Below are 20398 nucleotides of genomic sequence, written 5' to 3' on the forward strand. Positions count from 1 at the left end.
AGCGCTTGAAATTCCTCCAAGCGCTGTTTTTTTATATACTATCTAATGCCTGCTGTAAATCTCTCATAATATCTTCCCAAGCTTCCAGCCCAACTGATAAACGAAGAAGTTCATTTGAGATGCCCATTTCTTTTCGAGCTTCTTCCGGCACAACTGCATGCGTCATCGAGGCAGGATGCTGAATAAGTGTTTCAGCATCGCCAAGACTCACCGCGATGGAAATGAGCTTAAGCTGATTCACCACTTTTACGGTTTCTTTATAACCGCCTTCCACTTCAAAAGAGAGAAGCCCCCCTCCTTTTTTCATTTGCTTTTTCATGAGAGAATAAGCAGTGCTGTTTTTATCCCCTGGATAATAAACGGCTTTTACCTTGGGATGGAGACTTAATTGTTTTGCGATATGTTCAGCATTCTCACAGTGGCGATCCATTCGAACGGCCAGTGTTTTTAAGCCTCGGAGTAACAGCCACGCATCAAATGGTGAAAGAATACCTCCAATATCTTTTTGCGTCGTTTTGCGCAGTACGGAAATAACCTCTTTGTCCCCTACTACAATTCCTGCCACAACATCTCCGTGTCCACCAATAAATTTAGTTGCGCTATGAATAACTAAGTCGCATCCAAGCTTCAGCGGCTGCTGCAAATAAGGAGTTGAAAAGGTATTGTCTACTACCACGGGAATTCCTTTTTGTTTGGCGATACAAGTCACTAACTCTAAATCTACTAAAGTCATAGTCGGGTTAATCGGTGTTTCAATATAAATACATGCTGTATCTTCTTTGATAGCAGCAAGAATTTCTTCCTCAGTTTCCAAGTTGGAAAAAGAATGATGGATTTGATATTTTTCCTCAAGCATTTCCAGTAAACCAAACGTGCATCCATACACTCCTTTAGAACATAAAATATGATCGCCTGCTTTTGTAAGTCCAATTAATACAGCCGATACTGCAGCCATTCCTGATCCAAATGCCAAAGCGGCTTCGCCTTCTTCAAGCTGTGCCATACGCTCTTCTAAAATGGTGACCGTCGGATTAGATAACCGAGAATATACATAACCATTTTCTTCTCCGCTAAATCGGTTTGCACCTTGTTCTAGAGATGAAAATGTAAATGTAGACGTTTGATAAATAGGTGGAGCTAAACTATCAAAATGATGTTTTGATTCGTACCCTGCGTGAATGGCTTTTGTTTCAAACTGATATTTCTTTTTTTCGTTCATACGGCTTCCCCCTTATGCAAACAAGCGCTGTGTCATTTTTAAAAATGTAAGCGTTTTCTTTTATTATATTTCTCTTTTCTTTTTTCGTTCCCTGCCTATCTATGTAGATAATTCCACCGTAGAGAAGGAAGCGACATGCACACTGCACCTCGCTTTACTTCATCATTTGTTTAATTAGTATTGAATTACGCTTTTTAAATACTTCATTATGAGAAGAAACCATAGCTGTCTTAGCAGCAGAGGGGTGAACGAATTGTTTTGCTTTGTTTACGGCATTAGCAGCATCTTGAAAAGCGCCGGTAATCAGATGGACTTTTCCTTCGTGCATGAGAATATCTCCAGCTGCATATACACCTTCTACAGACGTTTCGCTTGCTGCATTACCTGCAACGTAATAGTCATCAATGGTTTTGATATGTAGTTCGCTGTTTTTTAACAGCTCTGTATCTCTTTTATAACCGTGATTAATGATAACTTCGTCAATCGATAAATAAGAAACCTCACCGGTTTGATGATTAGTCAGCTCAACTTTTTCAATAAATTCATGCGTCGCATCAGCCACTAATTTTGTAATAGATGTGTTAAGCAGACACCGAGCCGAACTGTTTATTAATTGTCTTACTTGTGCTTCATGACCGTTTAGTTCACTGTTTCGGTACGTAATATATACCTTTTTAGCAACGGGCTCTAGCTCATTTGCCCAATCAATGGCTGAATTGCCTCCCCCGGAAACAATCACCGTTTTATTTTTAAAATGCTGCAGAGATTTAACCGTATAGTTTAAGTTTGATATTTCAAATCGTTCTGCTCCTTCAATTTTGAGCTTTTGCGGATTTAAAATACCTCCTCCAACAGCAAGGATAATGGTTTTAGAGTAATGATGTTCACCTGAAGAACCCGTCAGCTGGAAAATACCATCTTTCAAGCGAGAAATGGATTCAATCTTCTCATCTAAAACAACAGTCGGATCAAACGTCAGTCCTTGTTCCACAAGCTGTTCAATAAGCTTCGCACCGGAAATAGGCGTTTGGCCCCCTACATCCCAAATCATTTTTTCAGGATAAACGTGAAGTTTTCCGCCTAGTTTTGGCTGATATTCAATCAGCTTTGTTTTCATTTCCCTTAGCCCGCTATAAAAGGCAGAATAAAGGCCAGCCGGTCCCCCGCCTATAATTGTCACATCAAAAAGTTCATTGTGTATCATGCACGTTCACTCCTCGTAATCAATTGTCATTGATTATCATTCTCATTTAAATATACATCTTCTTCAACGTTTTGACAATAAAAATAACTATTGACATCCGGAAACGTTCGAATTATAGTATGTAAAGTAAACGATACTGATAATCATTATCAAGTATTTGTTGTATTAAATGTAAACGGAGGGTCAGATATGGTTCGCCTATATACAGAGAAATTACATATTAGTTATGGTGAACGTCTAATAGTAAAGAATTTAAGCGTTAACATTCCAGACAAAAAGATTACTACAATTATTGGTTCAAACGGATGCGGCAAATCAACGCTTTTGAAAGCCATTACCCGCATTATTTCTCATCAATCCGGTTCCGTTATTTTAGACGGCGAAAACATTTCAACAGAACATACAAAAGCACTCGCTAAAAAAATGGCTATTCTCCCTCAAACCCCTGAAAGTGCTAAAGGCTTAACGGTGGGAGAACTTGTATCTTATGGGCGATTTCCCTATCAAAAGGGGTTTGGGCGTCTATCAAAAGAAGATTATCAAACGATTGACTGGGCGCTTGAAGTAACCGGAACAAAAGATTACAAGTTTCGTCCTGTAGATTCTCTTTCAGGCGGTCAGCGCCAGCGAGTGTGGATTGCGATGGCTTTAGCTCAAGAAACCGATATTATATTTCTTGATGAGCCGACTACCTACTTGGATATGGCTCATCAGTTAGAAGTGCTTGAGCTGCTTCAAAAATTAAACAAAGAGCAGGGACGTACAGTTGTAATGGTGCTTCATGATCTAAATCAAGCCGCTCGCTTTGCGGATTATATTATCGCTTTAAAAAATGGTGAAATTGTCAAAGCCGGAAAATGTGAAGAAGTCATTACGCAGGACGTTCTAAAAAAAGTGTTTCATATCGACGCTGAAATTGGACGAGATCCGAGAACAAATAAACCAATGTGCATCACGTATAACTTATTAAGAGGAGATAACTAAATGAAAAAATTATTGCTTCCATTCATGCTTATATTCGTACTACTTATTAGTGCCTGCAGCAGCGGTTCAACTGAAAGCAAAAATGATTCTAGCAAAAACAGCGAATCCAAGACGATCACATATCAATCTGAAGACGGCCCTGTAAAAGTTCCGGCTAATCCGAAACGTGTTGTTGTGTTAGGTTCCTATGCAGGTAACGTACTTTCTTTAGGTGTTAACATTGTCGGAGTAGACTCATGGTCTAAAATGAATCCCCGCTTTGAAAAGAAATTAAAAGGCGTGGAAGAAGTATCAGACGAAAATTTAGAAAAGATCATTGAATTAAAGCCTGACTTAATTATTGGCTTATCTACTACAAAAAATATTGATAAATTGAAAAAAATTGCCCCTACTGTCACGTATACATACGATAAAGTAGATTACCTTACTCAGCATGTAGAAATTGGAAAGCTATTAAATAAAGAAAAAGAAGCACAATCATGGGTAGACGACTTTAAAAAGCGTGCGGCAAAAGCTGGTTCTGATATCAAAGCTAAAATTGGCGAAGATAGCACGGTTTCAGTTATTGAGAACTTTGACAAGCAGCTTTATGTGTTTGGGGATAACTGGGGACGCGGAACGGAGATTCTTTATCAAGAAATGAAATTAAAAATGCCAGAGAAAGTAAAGAAAATGGCTTTGAAAGATGGATACTATGCGATTTCGCCAGAAGTTCTTCCTGAATATGCCGGAGATTATTTAATCTTTAGCAAAAACCAAGATGGAGATACATCATTTGAGAAAACAGATACGCACAAAAATATTCCTGCTGTAAAGAATAATCACGTATTTGAAGCAAATGCAAAAGAATTTTATTTTAATGATCCAATCACATTAGATTATCAACTAGATTTCTTTACTCAAAAATTTCTTGGCAAGTAATTCATTCAAGAGGAATTCTTTTTAGAATTCCTCTTACTTTGTTTTACTAAATTTATTCTTACATGAAAAGATGGGTGTGTTATGAAAAAAGACAATCAGCGTTTCATTCCTTTTTTATACAAATTAATAGGTATGCTGCTCGTATTCATCATAATGTTTGTTTCTTCAATGGTTTTTGGCGCTGCTGACATATCGATAAAAGATGTATGGCTAGCACTTTCATCAAGCAGTGTAAACGAACAGATTTCGATCATCAGAGATATTCGTTTACCTCGTGAAATCGCCGCTGTTTTTGTGGGGGCTGCTTTATCAGTATCAGGGGCTATTATGCAAGGTATGACAAGAAACCCACTTGCAGATCCAGGACTTTTAGGGTTAACGTCTGGCGCAAATGCGGCTTTAGCTGTAACAATTGCCTTGACCCCTGCTATAAATTATTTGGGTATTACGATTGCTTGCTTTATAGGAGCCGGGGTTGGCGCAATCCTAGTGTTTGGGATTGCTGCTCTAAAAAGAGGAGGATTTTCTCCGCTTCGAATTGTACTAGCGGGAGCTGCCGTTTCAGCATTTCTTTATGCCATTGGAGAAGGCGTTGGTATTTATTTCAAAATTTCAAAAGATGTATCGATGTGGACTGCTGGGGGAATGGTAGGCACTTCTTGGGAACAGCTTCAAATCATTGTTCCTTTTATTCTCGGAGGTATATTCATTGCCCTTTTGCTTTCTCGGCAGCTTACTATTCTGAGTTTAAATGAAGAAGTGGCTGTAGGATTGGGTCAGCAAACGACAAAAGTCAAAACCATTTTATTTGTCGTCATGATTCTTCTTGCGGGTGCTTCTGTTGCGCTAGTGGGAAACATGGTGTTTATCGGCTTGATGATTCCTCATATTGTACGAGGAATTGTAGGAACTGACTATCGTTTTATTATCCCTATGTCCGCTATCACTGGCGCAGCGTTTATGCTGCTCGCTGATACATTGGCTCGAACGGTCAGTGCTCCTTATGAAACACCGATAGCAGCAGTTGTATCGATGATTGGTTTACCTTTCTTTTTAGTCATTGTTCGTAAAGGAGGAAAAGCATTCTCATGATTCACCCAGCGCTTATTAGAAAACAACGAATAATTATGATGCTGCTCACTGTTTTGATTCTTGGAACGGTTGTGATAGGAATGGGACTCGGTGATGCACCCCTTCCTTACAATAAAGTGTTTCCTACTCTTTTTGGCAAAGGGAATTTTACAGATGAGTTCGTCCTTTTTTCAATTCGACTTCCGCGGATTATCATTACGCTTCTAGCAGGAATGGCTCTAGCTTTATCAGGAGCTATCTTACAAGGTGTTACGCGCAATGATTTAGCGGAACCTGGGATTATAGGAATTAATTCAGGAGCAGGAGCCGCAATTGCTGTGTTCTTTTTATTTTCCCCAATTGAAGCAGGCTCTTTCGTTTATGCCCTTCCGCTGGTAGGCTTTATCGGCGCCTTGTTGACAGCTGGTCTTATCTATCTTTGTGCATATAGTAAAAGCCAAGGACTGCAGCCTGTAAAGTTGATTTTAACAGGCGTAGGTTTTTCAATGGCTCTTTCTGGAATGATGGTGGTGATTATGTCATCAGCTGATCGGGTTAAAGTTGATTTTATTGCTAAATGGATTGCAGGGAGCATCTGGGGGACAGACTGGCCTTTTATATGGGCTCTTCTACCTTGGCTTCTTGTCTTGATTCCTTTTATATTGTACAAAGCAAACTCATTAAACATTTTTAATTTAAATGAAGCTGCAGCTATTGGAGTCGGAATTTCTCTGGAGAAAGAACGTGTAACATTGCTTTTAGCCGCGGTGGCATTAGCGGCAGCCGCGGTTTCAGTGACGGGCGGCGTGGCTTTTATTGGACTTCTTGCTCCTCATATTGCTAAAGGCTTAGTAGGACCGAGAAGTCAGCTTTTTATTCCCGTTGCTATTCTACTTGGCGGTTGGCTTTTGCTGATTGCAGATACGATAGGACATAACATTGCCAATCCTAACGGTATACCGGCAGGAATTATTGCCGCCGTAATCGGTGCTCCTTATTTTGTTTATTTGCTTTTGAAAAAATAATAAGCAGACGCGCTTTTTCAGAAAGCGCGTCTAGTTATTATTTTTTTTGTCTTTCATCTGCAGCGTTCGCTCTAGCCTGTGCTTCTAAATCGTCTTGGTCTGCTAATTCACGCGAAAACTCTTCGTCCACTCCATCTGCTTTAGATGCAGGATAATCTGCTACCTTTTTTAATTGTTTCTTCAACTCTTTTTCATTCATAATGAACACTCCTTTATTCTAGACTGTTATTAGTATGCGTTTTTCGTTTCTGCACTATGTGGAGAAAGAAGGAATTTTACCAATAAGACCGAAAGCATACGTAATAAGAAAAAGAAAGGACGTTTTATATGATCATCATTATTACGCTCTCTATTATCATTGTATTTGTTATTTTACTGCTGTGCGTAGTTACCACCTCAAAAGCTTATGATTATAAACATACCGTAGATCCGCTTACAAAAAAACAACACGAAAAAAAGTAGGTGCGCTCGTTTCACACCTACTTTTTTTATTAGCCCTGCAGTGATTTTAAATCATGATCGTTCAATTGAAATGCTTGCTTAATTTTGTCTTCTAAGTTTTTTGTTACTCTTCTCTTCCCAACTTCAACCAGGGCGATTAAAGAAAAACTGCAGTTCACTGCTTGAGCGAAGTTTCGCTGATTCATATTGTAGTTTTTTCGAATGTTTTTTACCATCTCTTTATCCATTTACACTCACTCCGCATAACTCAATATACTTTTTTTATTCCTCTTCAAGTCACATGTTCATCTAGCTGCCGACAGAGCGTAAGAAATTGCTGCTGCTCTTCTTCTTTATAGCATGCAAACAGTTTTTCAACCCTTTGCTGCATGTCTTTCTCAGCCGCTTGAATCACTTGTTTTCCCTTGCTTGTAAGCTCAACCATAACTTTACGCCGATCTTCTTTTGAATGGTAGCGCTCCACAAGATTCAGTTCATACAAACGTGTAATTGATGCTGTGATAACGCTTGGGCTCGCCTTCATTTCGTCTGCCACTTTGGTCACAGGCATTGTACGTGCACGTTCAACAGTCAGTAAAATATGATATTGAAAAGGGGTAATTCTGTAATGCTGTAAAAGGCTTTTTACATTTGTCATTACTTTTTTGTTTAAAGATATTGAAATTCTTTGAATTTCTTCACCAAATATCAATGGATCCATCCACCTCACCGCCCCTTTCTCTCCAACATGTTTTATGATGAACTTTTGATTCTATAGCACTTTATGAATTTATACTTTTTGGAGCTGGAAGCATACGAATATCTTCCTCTTGAGCTTTTGATTTCTTTTCTTCGACTACTTTATCTTTACGTACGTCACGAAGGAAGAAACTTAAAATTAAACCGATAACAGAAATCGCTGTTGCCCAATAAAAAGCATCGTTAATACCTTGAATCGTACCTTGCTGCGTCATTTTTCCAGATAAAATCGTCAGCGCTTGCTGCTGAGCTTGATCTTGTGATAAATGCAAAGTAGCAGCTACTTTTTGTACAAATAAATGAAAGCTATTCATAAAGAATGGATCAGACGTATTCATGGAACTGCTGATTTCATTTACATGATACGTTGTACGGTTTGTAAAAATGGTCGTCATTAAACTAATACCAATTGAACCACTTACTTGACGAAGCGTATTAGACATTGACGTTCCGTGACTGCTTAGTCTCTGCGGAAGCTGATTCAAACCGGCTGTCATAATTGGCATCATTAAAAGTGACATACCAAACGAGCGGATAATATAAATCGCTAAAATATGATTAAACGGTGTATCCATCGTCAGCTTCGTAAATTCAAACGTTGAAATAGATGTAATAAACATACCAACGATTGCTAGCGGACGAGGTCCCACTTTATCAAACAATGTACCTGAAATCGGCGACATAACCAGCATAACAAGTGCGCCAGGAAGCAACAGCAGTCCTGAATCAAAAGCAGAATATCCGCGGATATTTTGCAAGTAAATTGGAAGCAAGAACATACCTGCGTACATACTGATTGTAATCGCAATACTAATAATATTTGATAGTGAAAAAATATTATATTTAAACACGCGCATATCCAATAGCGGCTTTTCAGATTTAATTTGTTGAAGAACAAATATAATTAAAAGAACTGCCCCACCAATGATTGTAGAAAGAACAACTGAATCCGTCCAGCCGTCATTTCCAGCTTCACTAAATCCGTAAAGCAATAATCCCATACCTGCAAGTGATGTCACAACTGAAGGCATGTGAACTTTTACATCCTTTGGAGGCTGAATGTCTTTTAGTTGAAAGAAAGCAATAATTAATACAATCGCACCTAATGGCACCATGCCGTTAAAAAGGATGTGCCAATCATAGTTTTGAATAACCCATCCAGATAATGTTGGACCAATAGCCGGTGCGAACATCATGGCTAATCCAAAAATACCCATACCTTTTCCTCGCATGTGAGGAGGGAAAATAAACACAATAATGGTCATAACAAGAGGCGATAAGACACCTCCGCCAATAGCTTGAATTAAACGGCCGGTAAGCATAATCGAAAATGTAGGTGCAATTCCGCAAATCAATGACCCTACTGTAAAACAAACCATTGCAAATAAGAACAAGCGACGCACACCAAATCGTTCAATTAAAAAAGCTGAAAGCGGAATTAACGCCCCGTTCACAAGCATATATCCAGTTAACAACCACTGAGCTGTATTTGCGGTTACGCCAAACTCAGTAATTAAATGCGGGATGGCTACGTTTAGTAACGTTTGATTTAATATTGCAAGAAACAAACCAAGCATTAAAACAATCAATAGCGGAATATGCTTTTTGATGGATCCATCACTTGTGTTTTCTATACTGGCTGTCATCATATTTCCTCCCTTCTTGAACTGTTGTAGTAAGAATTAGTCTTTTGAAATTTTTACTTCAGCGTTCATTCCTGGTAGCACATGCTCTGAATAATTAGAAATAGAGATTTTTACAGGAACCGTTTGAGATACTTTTGTGTAGTTTCCATCTGAGCTTGAGTTCGATGTTAAAGATGAAAGTGAATTAGTTGCATATCCCACTTCTTCAACTTTACCGTCAATTTTTGTACTACTGTCTCCATCTACTGTTACATCTACATCGTCGCCCTCTTTAATATCCTTAAGCTGATCCTCTTTGATATTCGCTACGATAAATAGATCTTTCATATCTACTTCGGTTGCAATTTGCTGTCCAGCTTGAACCATTTGATTTTCTTTTACATTTGTTTGAATAATTTTTCCATCTGCTGGTACTGTAGCAGCTACAGAGCCTTTTTCAGCTTGAATCTTAGCAATTTCAGCATCTTTTGATACATCATTTCCTTCTTCCACTGTCCAGCTTGCTACCTTACCTGCTGCAGGTGCAACTACGTTGTATACATCTCCAGATACTTTAGCGTTATCCGTTGTAATATAGTTGGATTTTTGAACGTAATAATATCCTCCTCCAATTAATAAAGCTAAAATAACGATGATTCCAATAAAATTTGTTACCATTAAGCGACTTCTAGACATTCATTACTCCTCCTTAATACTTCACTAATAAAATTACTTTTTGATATAGCTTTTTAATAAAGATATTATCTCCATCTATTAGGAGATATGTTTCTTTATAATCATCCATTTGGTTAACTACCTAAATAACTTTATCATAAAGATATTTTTTCGTAAAGATATTAATTTAAAAATAATAATGGGGGTTAAAGATAATCGTTTCCATCCTTTACAATTGTTTCATTTTATTTTAGAGTTAGTTTATATATGTCCGTAGTGTACAAGGAGATGGAAGCTAGCATGGATAACAATGTAGAATCAAAAATTGAACACCTTTATCAAATTAACACATCTTTTTTTCAATATATGCGACATTTAGTCGAAGAAACATTAAAAACGCAGCCTTATCACTTAACACCCACTAAATTTTATATCTTAAACTACATTGCCAGCGGTACAAAGTATATGGTGGCAGATATTTCAAATAAACTTCACTTAACCTCGGGCGCTACAACTAGCTTATTAAATCAATTGGAAGAAGAATCTCTCATTCAGCGCGTGCGAGACGAAAAAGACCGGAGAGTCGTGTGGGTTTCATTGACCGATGAATCCAAACAGCTTGTTTCAATGATTACAGAGAAGCGAAATGTATTTTTAAAAGATATGCTAGCAGCTCTAACTGTAGAAGAACAAGAAGAATATTTTCGCTTGTTAAATAAAATGGATGCCCTTTTGAGCGATAAATATGGATTTTCTTATTAGGATACCTAAAGGAGCTCCGTTTCGAATAGAAACGGAGCTCCTTTTTTATTTTAGAGAGCCGAATTCATTAATGTAGCTGCTTTGTCAGGAAAATCGATAAAAGGATTTCGGTTGCCTTGCAATTCAAAAATTGCTGCATTGCGATGTTTTTCATAAAGTGAAACGGTAAATTCTTCATGCCATTTTAGTAAAAGAGGAAGATCTACTCGTGAAGAGTCAATTTTATTATGATAGCGAATTAAAAAATAAAGCGTAGCTCGAGCGACAATTCCTTTTCCATATTCGGGTTCAAACTTACCTTTTTCTGATTTGCCGCACCCTTCTTTCACATCTGATTGCTTAACTTCCGGTGTATAATCCGGGAAGTCAATATAAGAGGAATTACCTCTTCGGCTGTTACAAGAAGGTTCACACGCAAACAAATGATGCAAATCGCCTCTCATAGGCTCTTGTTTTCCAAACCAAGATTGCGGGACAACGTGCTCACAGTTTAGCAGTATATCATTGCTTGAAACAGATGAGTGACTAAGCGACTGAAGTGCATCAATATCTTGCTGTATCGCTTCTAACGGATCCATACCTTTCCCTGAATACAGACTCTTCAGCTCTCCATTCTCCTGTAGATCCACCCATGGATATACATATTTATGCGGCGAATAACTCAGCAAATGCTGATGCGTTTCCGTTAACAAAGCTTGCATGGCTTCTCTTTCAAAGAGAGTACCTCGATAATAAAGATTTTTACTCTCTTCATCCGTCTTTTCATCATAATAGCTTCGTTTGTTTACGTATTCGTGATAAAGGGCTTTTGCCTGCTGTTTTTCCACCATTAATATATCTAAACTGCTTTTCATCCCATCACCTCTGAAGTCATTTGACGTTGAATTTCACGCAATAGCTTTTCAACAATGGTCAAGTGCACAAACCCGTTTCCTACTTCTCTTGGTGATTCATTTAATGGAAGTGTTCTTCTGATTAACTGTGCGTAAAGCTCTGGTTCTGTAAGTTCTCTTCTAAACGTTTCATTTGAAAGAACTTTTATCAATGCCAAAGCTCCCGCCACGTGAGGCGTGGCCATAGAAGTTCCGCTCAGTGCGGCATACTTTCCATTCAAGTAGGTTGATATGATCTTCTCCCCCGGAGCCACTACGTCCACTTCATTGTTTGAGTTGGAAAATATCGAAGAACGTTTCTTTAGATCAACCGCTCCTACGCTAATCACTTCATTATATGAGCCTGGGTATGCAAACTCATCTGTGGAGCTTTCTCCATCTCCTTCATTTCCCGCTGCGCAGACAACTAAAATATTCTGATCAACAGCATCCTGAATCGCTTCATGCAGTTCAGGTACATCGGCCGGACCTCCAAGTGACATTGAAATGATATCTACTTTTTGCTGGATGGCGTAGGTAATACCTTGAATAATCCATTCATATTGACCTGAACCATTCCCATCAAGTACTTTCAGAATAAGTAAATTCACCTCAGGAGCCACTCCTACAACGCCCGCTCCATTATGCGCTGCTGCAATTGTGCCTGCTACGTGAGTACCGTGACCATTATAGTCTTGATAAACATCAGGATTTTGCTGATCATCGTGCGTAAAATTTCTTCCTCCAATAATTCGCTCCTGCAAATCTGGGTGTGTAACCTCACAGCCAGTATCCAAAACCGCTACGGTTATTCCCTGTCCTTTTGTTTGCTTCCATACTTCCTCTGCTCCAATTAGAGCCACTCCTTGTGGGACTTCATTAAATTGACTTAATTGTTCAACTACTTGAAATGGGATAATGCGCACTTTGTTCTTCATTTAAATTCCCCCTGCAGGATTAAATGGAAGCTAGTTCATGGTGGGATCACTTTTAATCGCTTATTTTTGGAGTTCACTCATCGAGGTTTGTTGCTTCTAAGTCTATTATAACACAAAAACAGAACGCACGTTTGTATTTCGGATAAAGTTTTCACAAATAAACAAAAAGCAGAGCCGGAATTTTCCGCCTCTGCTTTCTTTTATTGTTGGTCTTTAGAAGGATCAGGCACAGCACATTGACCATCTGCACAAAAGGCATCATCTGCGCCTTCTGGAGACAAACTCTTCAAAGCGGGAGTCGGATTTTCTTCTTCCCATACTTGTTGGAGAGCTCCTACAAATGTTTCGACTGGCTGTGCACCTGAAATCGCATATTTTTGATTAATAACAAAATACGGAACGCCGCTAATGCCATATTGCTGAGCCGTTGCTTCATCACTGCGCACTTCATTTGCATATGCGTTTTTATCTGCAAGAATTTGACGTGCTTCTTCTCGATCAAGACCTGTATCTTCAGCAAGAGCAATCAGCGTCTCTTCTTCACCTAGATGTTTTGATTCAGTAAAATATGCATATAAGAGTTTTTCTGTAATAGCTGCTTCTTTTCCTTGAGCTTTTGCAAATTTTGCTAAACGATGAGCGTCAAATGTATTAGTTGGCTTCATGTCGTCAAAATTAAAGGATAATCCTACACCAGCTGCCTGCTGTCCGATCCCTTCATTTGCTTGCTTCGCTTGTTCAATGGTCATTCCATATTTAGCAGCAAGAGCTTCATTAATCGTTTTACCAGTATTAACTGAAGCATTTGGATCTAGCTCAAAGCTTTTAAATTCAACCTGCACGTCATCTTTGTGTGCAAACTGCTGAAGCGCTTGCTCTAATCGACGCTTTCCAATATAACAAAAAGGACAGACAAAATCTGACCAAACTTCTATTTTCATCGTGACACCTCTTCAATTCAAGATAATTCTTATCGTAGCATACCTTTGAATAATTTCCATCATAACTTGCTCAAACAAAGCAAAAAACACGGTGTTGATTTACATACTAAGTGTATTGAATCAGCACCGTGTTTTTACCTCACTTATTTTAAATTCATTGCTTTTAAAAGATCATCATGTAAATACGTATTTTCATATTAGCTAATCAATACTTGGTGGAACTTCAAGCCAGCCTTTTTTAATCATAATTTCCGTCGCTTCGCTTGCATATTGAAACGCATCTTCTCCTATCAGCATCATTTTAGCCACAATATCTCTTCGAAAACTAAATGCTGCTCCAAATGCCTGACTTCCAATACTAAAATTACTTAGTAAAATATCGCATGTCAGCATCAAACGATCAGAAAAAGCAGGCGTTTCAGAAGTCGTGATGCTTCCTGTTGAGGCAACAGAAGGTGAAATATCGTCTTGTATAATTATTTCTTCTAGACGCGTAATAATCTTTTTACTGAGCTCTTTTCCTTTCAAAAAATGCTTTTTGACTTCGGTATCTTTAGCCGTTTGAGAAAAAGCCTTCATTAACTTCATCCCCACAATGTTTGTTTCGACCCCATGATAAAGCTGAGCTAGCTCCATCGTATTTAATACTCTTTTATCCGCAAATACATTTAAGCCGCTCAAATATTTTCTGTCAGAAACAAACTCAACAGTGGTTGGCATCGGAATATAGGGTGGACGTGATAAAATCCCTTTTTTCAGTAAATACTGCGTACAGGAATCATAACAATGTTGCGTAATCTTTGTTAAATCTTGATAAAATTTCACCACATCTTCTCTGTAGGCCTTACCTAAACTTAATGTATACATCCCCATACTAATTTCTTTAATAACACGAAGAAACATAATATCAAATCCATTAGTAAATAGTTTTGGAGCCTGTATGTTTACGTCTTGAGATGAAAGCCCGGTTGGCACTACGGCTCCTTCTTTTTCAAATATTGTTTTTATCTTTCGTATGTATATAATAAGCTGCTCACGCAAATCTGTCATAATTGTTTTAGCATCTTCATCGTCTGCATGTTCAATCATATAATCCAACAAGCAAATGATTAACGTTTTCTGCTGATATGTCATCCACAGCGTTCCAATTTCACTTGAGGTAATACTAGGTTTGTCAGGCACTGTTACTTTCCTCCGCTTCTTGAGCTTTGTTGAGTGCTTTTATCGCTCAAAAGAGAACATACTCATTGTACGTTTACTTACCATTATGCTATCCAACATTCTTTTTTTTATTTAACCCGCTGATCTATAGTTTTTGAGCAACAAAAAAACAGCTCCGCACTTACAGAACTGTTTTTTATCTTAAGCACGAAACGAGTACTCAACACCTGTTAAGTCCTCAGATACGCTCCATAGTTTTTCCGCTACGTCCGGTTTAAATAAAACATCTCCCATCATATCTTTTACAGGATATCCTTTTTTAGCATCTTTTCCGTCTGGCCCAATATATGTACCGCCTTCTATTGATTCAGTGGCTGCATAAAGAGTAGGCAGCGCGCCCATTTCTGCAGATTGACTAAATAGCTTGACTAAAAATTTCAACAAGCCGTTTGGTTCTTTGCCTGAACCGCGTGATAATAGGTTTGTATTTGAAATACCCGGATGTACAGCGGCACTAATTGTCGTTGATCCGGCTGCTTCTAAGCGAGTTTGCAATTCTTTGGCAAACAATAGGTTGGCGAGTTTGCTTTGTCTATAGAACTTCATTGGACTATAGCCTTTTTCTCCGTCGAGATTATCAAAATAGATTTCTCCAGAATTAGCGGCTATACTGCTTACCGTTACGACACGTGAATGTGGAGTGGCCGTTAGTAAAGGAAGCAGCAAGCCCGTAAGTGCAAAATGTCCTAAATGATTACAGCCAAACTGCAGTTCAAATCCGTCTTTCGTTTTGCTGTGAGGCGGCACCATCACGCCTGCATTATTAATGAGAAGATCCAAAGACGAGTATTGTTGAAGAAATTGATTGGCAAAATGCCGAATAGAGCTCAAGTCACTAAGATCTAATGACATAATAGTCACTTTAGCATTTCCGTTATCTGCTTTAATTCTTTTCTTAGCTTCTTTCCCTTTTGCTTCATTACGCACAGCAAGAATGATTTCTGCTCCGCGAGCTGCTAGAGCCTTTGCAGCTTCAAATCCAATACCGCTGTTTCCTCCCGTTATAAGGGCAGTTTTCCCCGTTAGATCAGGCATTCGTTCAGCTGTCCATTTTGTTTTCATATAAAGTTCTCCCTTTCAGCTATAGCTGCTTTTCTAGAATTTACGCGTCTCGGTCACATACGTTTTTAGAAATTAAAGTATGTATAAATTATAATGTCTTCAAAACAAAAGGGACAAGCTTTTAAAAAGCTTGTCCTTTTTATATGTTTATGTGGTTCGCGGCGAATCGTAGCGCCCAAACCAGTCGTACCTGTTTGTGGATATCCATTTGTATAGCGGACTAAACGCTTTTTTCATTAATGGTAAATGCAGAAGCACGCCGATTGGACATGTAAGAGGCAAAACAGCTAAAAGCCGTCTGACCGTTTCAAATCCTGCTAATACTTCCCCTTTTTTGGTGACCATATGAATTTGATCATATAAGTCTCTTCCTTCTTCTTTTAAGTAGCTATACTCTGTTCGTTCAATGTATTGAACTGGAATCCACTGGATTTGGTTCGTCCAGTCCAGCGCCTTAATTATTTTTTTTACGTTGTAACATAAAGGACATTCCGCATCAAAAAATACTTTGTGCTTCATTGTTTCCACCTTTCTTCCCTTATTTCTTTTTCCTTAGTTTATAAATACCCTTTTCTCATTTTTAATAACCATCATTAAGAGGCACTTCTTGTGCAGCCTGGCTTTAAAGCGAACATTTTTTGTGGAGTTTCTTTTGTGAAGCCACGAAAGAAGATAGGATTTTTTTATAAAATATCACTTTTTTGGTTTAAAGCGCTAAAAACATGTTAGAATAGATTTCATATTGATTTGAAGCACTAGATGCACGCATTTAGTCGCATACTAAAAAGAACTGAATAAATCCAATGATAAAAGGTAAAGGTAATGTCTTCATAAACTCATCATGGAAGTAGGTTTATAAATAACGATGAAAAAAGGAGGGCTGGGTGATTACTTTTATCCATTTCATATAAGCTTTTTTACGTAAGGATGTGTAAACGATGAAAAATAAGTACATGCTGTCAGCTTCAGGTATGTATATTAACTATTTTCTACTTGGCATGGTCAATATCATGCTTGCATCAAATATGTCATTTTTGACAAAACAATTAAATACCGACGGTGCTGGAATCAGCTATATCATTTCTGCTATCGGAATTGGAAAATTGCTTTCATATTCTCTATCAGGCATCTTGTCTGATAAAGTCGGACGAAAACCTTTGATTATTGTTTCGTCTCTGACGATGGCTATTTTCTTAATTGGCATTCCATTATCGCCAAATTATCAAACAGCCTTTATCTTTGCCATTATTGCTGGTATTGCAAACTCTGCTATGGACGCTGGAACATACCCTGCTTTGATTGAAGTTTTTCCTAAATCTTCAGGTTCAGCCAGTGTTCTTGTAAAAGCATTTATATCAGCTGGAGCAGCGCTTCTGCCGTTTATGATTGCCTTTTTTGCGGATCGTGATTTGTTTTATGGGTATGCTTTTTTCCTTCCCGCTCTTATTTATTTACTAAATATGATCTTTATGTTCAAACTGCCTTTTCCCAATCATAAACGCGAACAGAATACAGTTCAACAGCAAAGTACAGAAGAGAATAAATTTATCTCTCCTCCTAACATGAAACAAGAAGGAATCGCTCTTATTGTGATTGGATTTACTTCTACAGCTCTGTTTACAGTGGCTCAAATTTGGCTTCCTACTTATGGTCAACAAGTATTAGGTATGGCTGAAAGCAGCTCGGTTCGCCTTTTAAGCTACTACAGCATCGGAGCTTTAATCTCTGTTTTAGTATTAGCCGTATTATTAAGCAAAGTGCTTCGTCCTGTAACGGTTATTCTCGTTTACCCGATGATTACCCTTATCGCTGTACTTACGCTTCTATTTGTTAAAGTACCTGCTATTGCAATTGCAGCTGCTTTTTTCATGGGATTTTCTACGGCTGGGGTCTTTCAATTAGCGATTACCGTTATGACCGAGCTTTTCTGGAACAAAAAAGGAACGGTTACAGGAATTGTAGCGACCGCTGCTGGATTAGCTGCAATTTTATTGCCTTTAGCAACAGGGCTCATGTCTAAAACGGGACATATTTCAATTATCTTTATCTTTGATGCGATGCTTTCAGTAGTAGGTATGGCGGCGGCGGCTTTTGTTAATTACCGCTACCGCAAAATTTTAAATAAAAAGCCCCGCGAACAAATTCAAGAAACAGCCTCATAAAAAAGAGGCTGGGGCAAAAGTATTTTAGAGAAAGTAAAAAAAACGAACCATTAATGAATGGTTCGTTTTTTGTTATGGTGAACGTATGTGTCATTTCTTTAGGTCCTTCTAGCAGTTGATTGGAGGGCAAGGCGAAGACTTGCACGGAAATCAACTGCGGTGTCACAAGCAGTGCAGCTCATGCATACTATTTGTTTGTCTTTAGATTAGATTAATTTGGTAATATCTCAACCTCTTCTTAACTTTTCAGCTCACTTCCTCAGCTGATTTTTGCTTCATCAATAGAAACATTACACCTGAAATAACCGCAAAAACAGCTAAAATGTAAAAAGTAGAAGGCAACGGAATCACACTAACTAGTGACCCCATAGCTAAGCTGCTGACAACTGCTGAAGTTTGTATAGCTGTCATATATGCCGTCGTGGCTAGTCCAATTTGACGCGGGGCCAGTGACTGAGCATACACCATGCCAACTCCCATTGTAGCGGATAGAATGAAAGCATAAAATACTTGAAGCGCAATCAATCCACTCAGCGGTAAATGAAGGCTTGTTAAAACAAAATAAAGCACTTGGCAAGCTATGCCGATAACAAAGAAGCGTTTGACTCCGATTTTATCAGAAAAATAGCCTCCTAACGGCATAAATATTAGTTCAAAAACAGACGTAACGGTAAAAAGAATTCCTACAATCGAAACGGATTGCTTTAACGTATCCGTTATATACAGCGGCAAATACATAGAACGTCCGGAATCACCCGCAAAAATGAAAAGAGCTGCTACGAATACAGCTATTAATACAGAAGGTATACCAGCTGGCGCTTTTGAAGATGCACGTGCTGAAGGTTGAGGCATACTGTCTTCTTTAAGCGCAAAAAGAACCCACACTAAAGTTGCCAGCGATAACAACCCTGATAGTAAAAATAAAAGAGTATACCCTCCGTGGTCAATGATTAAAGCTCCGAGCATCGGTCCAAAAATATAGCCTTGTGAAAATGCCATTCGCACAGTACCGGTAATCGTACCTGCCTGCAATTTACTTTCTTCCTTTTTAATAATAAAATCATTCAGCAGAGCAAAGAAAAAAGAAAACGCATTAAACCCTCCTATAGCAAGTAAAATGAGTGCTATTGTATAAGAATGCGTAAACGCTAAGGGAACTCTTGAAATGGTTCCAATCAGTAAGGCCCAAATAATAAATGGCTTTCGTTTTCCCCATTTGTCTGATAAAGAAGCCAAATAAAACGAGACGATTAAACCAAGAATGCTCATTGGGACAAATAAAAATCCTGCTTGAAACGAAGTGGCGTGCAATGTATTTGTTGCCCAAACCGTTAAATAAGGCATAAAGCCGCCAACAGACAACCCAATAATAAATAATGAAATAAAAATCGTTCGAAAATCCCGGTCTGTAAATACAATCTTTATGCCTGATACAAACGAATTTTCTGCTTTCGACATAAACTCATTTCAACCCTTTCTATCCAGTTCTATCCAGCTGTCAAACGTTCCATTTTCGCAAAAAAACGCACCTTTCTTCAAGAAACAGTAGAAGAAAGGTGTGTAAATGAAGATTATTTTCCAATGTGTACAGCAATTTTTTCTTTTTGTTCTTCCTTGTTGATCAGCTCTTTGAATTTAGTTAAAAGAGGTGCTTTTAATTCTTCATCTTTTAACGCAAAAGCAAGGGTCGTAAAAATAAAATCTAATTTTTCCCCTGCATCATAACGTTCGCCTTCGAATTCGTAAGCATAAATAGAACGGTCTATATTCATACGCTGAATAGCATCCGTTAGCTGAATCTCCCCACCTTTTCCAGCTTCCTGCGTTTCAAGATAATCAAAAATGTCAGGTGTAAATACATAGCGTCCAATAATTCCTAAATTAGACGGAGCTTCTTCGACTGATGGTTTTTCTACAAAACCATTCACTTCGTATAATCGGTTTTTATTTGCTTTTGGATCTATAATCCCGTAACGATGAACGGCTTCTTCCTCTACGCGCTGCACGCCGATAACCGACGATCCCGTTTGGGTATACTGGTCAATCAGCTGTTTTAAACAAGGCTGATCTGGGTCTGTTAAGTCATCTCCAAGTAAAACTGCAAACGGTTCGTTTCCAATAAATTGTCGAGCACAGCCAATCGCATGGCCAAGGCCCTTCATTTCTTTTTGACGAACGTAATGAATATTCGCTAGTTCAGAGATATGCTCCATTTCCTCTAATAGTTCGGTCTTTCCTTTTTGATGAAGCAAGTGTTCTAATTGAATATTATGGTCAAAATGATTTTCAATCGCTTGTTTTCCGTTTCCTGTAACAATTAAAATATCTTCGATGCCTGATTTTAAGGCTTCTTCCACAATAAATTGAATGACGGGCTTATTTACAATTGGAAGCATTTCTTTTGGGATAGATTTTGTAACGGGTAAAAAACGAGTACCTAACCCTGCTGCTGGTATAACTGCTTTTTTTATAGTCTGCATATGATTTACTCCTCTCTGTTAGTTATCTAGCTGTCT

Annotated in this window: 22 protein-coding genes; 7 read left to right on the forward strand and 15 right to left on the reverse strand. The window is 38.3% G+C overall.

Annotated elements, in window-relative coordinates; translation table 11 throughout:
• Nucleotides 1–31: 31 nt before the first annotated feature.
• Both megL and ACWATA_RS16640 read right to left on the reverse strand, forming a co-directional pair.
• Complete coding sequence (megL, locus tag ACWATA_RS16635; protein ID WP_033578482.1) at nt 32–1219, reverse strand: methionine gamma-lyase; 1188 nt, start codon at nt 1217–1219, stop codon at nt 32–34.
• Between the two features lie 154 nt (nt 1220–1373).
• Nucleotides 1374–2423: an NAD(P)/FAD-dependent oxidoreductase gene (locus ACWATA_RS16640; protein WP_049163726.1), complete on the reverse strand. Its 1050-nt coding sequence runs from the start codon at nt 2421–2423 to the stop codon at nt 1374–1376.
• 189 nt (nt 2424–2612) lie between these two features.
• Here ACWATA_RS16640 and ACWATA_RS16645 point away from each other — a divergent pair, with 189 nt between their 5' ends.
• From ACWATA_RS16645 to ACWATA_RS16660, 4 genes are all read left to right on the forward strand, one after another.
• On the forward strand, nt 2613–3407 hold the full coding sequence (locus tag ACWATA_RS16645) for an ABC transporter ATP-binding protein (RefSeq protein ID WP_028413978.1): 795 nt from the start codon (nt 2613–2615) through the stop codon (nt 3405–3407).
• Nucleotides 3408–4328 (forward strand): iron-hydroxamate ABC transporter substrate-binding protein, encoded by a 921-nt coding sequence (locus ACWATA_RS16650; protein ID WP_473049984.1) that lies wholly within the window; start codon nt 3408–3410, stop codon nt 4326–4328. It begins immediately after the preceding gene.
• Between the two features lie 81 nt (nt 4329–4409).
• Nucleotides 4410–5420, forward strand: coding sequence for a FecCD family ABC transporter permease (locus tag ACWATA_RS16655; RefSeq protein WP_473049985.1), 1011 nt, complete (start codon nt 4410–4412; stop codon nt 5418–5420).
• Nucleotides 5417–6424: a FecCD family ABC transporter permease gene (locus ACWATA_RS16660; RefSeq protein WP_028413981.1), complete on the forward strand. Its 1008-nt coding sequence runs from the start codon at nt 5417–5419 to the stop codon at nt 6422–6424. Before ACWATA_RS16655 ends, ACWATA_RS16660 begins: the two co-directional genes overlap by 4 nt.
• 37 nt (nt 6425–6461) lie before the next feature.
• On the opposite strand, the gene ACWATA_RS16665 is transcribed toward ACWATA_RS16660, so the two are convergent.
• On the reverse strand, nt 6462–6623 hold the full coding sequence (locus tag ACWATA_RS16665) for a YfhD family protein (protein WP_074894520.1): 162 nt from the start codon (nt 6621–6623) through the stop codon (nt 6462–6464).
• A gap of 128 nt (nt 6624–6751) precedes the next feature.
• Here ACWATA_RS16665 and ytzI point away from each other — a divergent pair, with 128 nt between their 5' ends.
• Nucleotides 6752–6886 carry a YtzI protein gene (gene ytzI, locus ACWATA_RS16670; RefSeq protein ID WP_080754395.1) on the forward strand — a complete coding sequence of 45 codons (135 nt, stop codon included), beginning with the start codon at nt 6752–6754 and terminating at the stop codon, nt 6884–6886.
• 29 nt (nt 6887–6915) lie between these two features.
• Here the strand turns inward: ytzI and ACWATA_RS16675 are convergent, their stop codons facing one another.
• The 4 genes from ACWATA_RS16675 to ACWATA_RS16690 all read right to left on the reverse strand — a co-directional run bounded on the left by ACWATA_RS16675 (nt 6916) and on the right by ACWATA_RS16690 (nt 9945).
• Complete coding sequence (locus ACWATA_RS16675; RefSeq protein WP_028413982.1) at nt 6916–7113, reverse strand: helix-turn-helix domain-containing protein; 198 nt, start codon at nt 7111–7113, stop codon at nt 6916–6918.
• Between the two features lie 44 nt (nt 7114–7157).
• Entirely contained in the window at nt 7158–7586 is a 429-nt protein-coding gene (locus ACWATA_RS16680; protein ID WP_033578478.1) for a MarR family winged helix-turn-helix transcriptional regulator, read from the reverse strand.
• Between the two features lie 61 nt (nt 7587–7647).
• Entirely contained in the window at nt 7648–9273 is a 1626-nt protein-coding gene (locus ACWATA_RS16685; RefSeq protein WP_033578477.1) for a DHA2 family efflux MFS transporter permease subunit, read from the reverse strand.
• Nucleotides 9274–9306: 33 nt separating this feature from the next.
• Nucleotides 9307–9945, reverse strand: coding sequence for a biotin/lipoyl-containing protein (locus tag ACWATA_RS16690; protein ID WP_028413985.1), 639 nt, complete (start codon nt 9943–9945; stop codon nt 9307–9309).
• 279 nt (nt 9946–10224) lie between these two features.
• Between ACWATA_RS16690 and ACWATA_RS16695 the strand changes: the two genes are divergently transcribed.
• Nucleotides 10225–10686, forward strand: a complete 462-nt coding sequence (locus ACWATA_RS16695; protein WP_033578476.1) for a MarR family winged helix-turn-helix transcriptional regulator — start codon at nt 10225–10227, stop codon at nt 10684–10686.
• 50 nt (nt 10687–10736) lie between these two features.
• Here ACWATA_RS16695 and ACWATA_RS16700 read toward each other — a convergent pair whose 3' ends face one another.
• The 6 genes from ACWATA_RS16700 to ACWATA_RS16725 form a co-directional block, all read right to left on the reverse strand.
• Complete coding sequence (locus ACWATA_RS16700) at nt 10737–11540, reverse strand: endonuclease I family protein (RefSeq protein ID WP_033578475.1); 804 nt, start codon at nt 11538–11540, stop codon at nt 10737–10739.
• Nucleotides 11537–12496, reverse strand: coding sequence for a S8 family peptidase (locus ACWATA_RS16705; protein ID WP_154991521.1), 960 nt, complete (start codon nt 12494–12496; stop codon nt 11537–11539). Before ACWATA_RS16705 ends, ACWATA_RS16700 begins: the two co-directional genes overlap by 4 nt.
• Before the next feature lie 200 nt (nt 12497–12696).
• On the reverse strand, nt 12697–13437 hold the full coding sequence (locus ACWATA_RS16710) for a DsbA family oxidoreductase (RefSeq protein WP_154991522.1): 741 nt from the start codon (nt 13435–13437) through the stop codon (nt 12697–12699).
• 201 nt (nt 13438–13638) lie between these two features.
• Nucleotides 13639–14619: a DUF3231 family protein gene (locus ACWATA_RS16715; protein ID WP_033578473.1), complete on the reverse strand. Its 981-nt coding sequence runs from the start codon at nt 14617–14619 to the stop codon at nt 13639–13641.
• Between the two features lie 180 nt (nt 14620–14799).
• Nucleotides 14800–15720 carry an oxidoreductase gene (locus ACWATA_RS16720; RefSeq protein ID WP_154991523.1) on the reverse strand — a complete coding sequence of 307 codons (921 nt, stop codon included), beginning with the start codon at nt 15718–15720 and terminating at the stop codon, nt 14800–14802.
• A gap of 147 nt (nt 15721–15867) precedes the next feature.
• The gene (locus ACWATA_RS16725; RefSeq protein WP_028413991.1) at nt 15868–16239 is read right to left on the reverse strand and encodes a thiol-disulfide oxidoreductase DCC family protein; all 372 of its coding nucleotides are present in this window, start codon (nt 16237–16239) and stop codon (nt 15868–15870) included.
• Between the two features lie 419 nt (nt 16240–16658).
• Here ACWATA_RS16725 and ACWATA_RS16730 point away from each other — a divergent pair, with 419 nt between their 5' ends.
• Nucleotides 16659–17882 carry an MFS transporter gene (locus tag ACWATA_RS16730; RefSeq protein WP_028413992.1) on the forward strand — a complete coding sequence of 408 codons (1224 nt, stop codon included), beginning with the start codon at nt 16659–16661 and terminating at the stop codon, nt 17880–17882.
• A 246-nt stretch (nt 17883–18128) separates the two neighbouring features.
• On the opposite strand, the gene ACWATA_RS16735 is transcribed toward ACWATA_RS16730, so the two are convergent.
• Nucleotides 18129–19340: an MFS transporter gene (locus ACWATA_RS16735; RefSeq protein ID WP_154991524.1), complete on the reverse strand. Its 1212-nt coding sequence runs from the start codon at nt 19338–19340 to the stop codon at nt 18129–18131.
• Nucleotides 19341–19453: 113 nt separating this feature from the next.
• Nucleotides 19454–20362 carry a UTP--glucose-1-phosphate uridylyltransferase GalU gene (gene galU / locus ACWATA_RS16740; RefSeq protein WP_154991525.1) on the reverse strand — a complete coding sequence of 303 codons (909 nt, stop codon included), beginning with the start codon at nt 20360–20362 and terminating at the stop codon, nt 19454–19456.
• Between the last annotated feature and the right edge of the window lie 36 nt (nt 20363–20398).

The sequence above is a fragment of the Priestia sp. USM5 genome, from assembly GCF_058323215.1.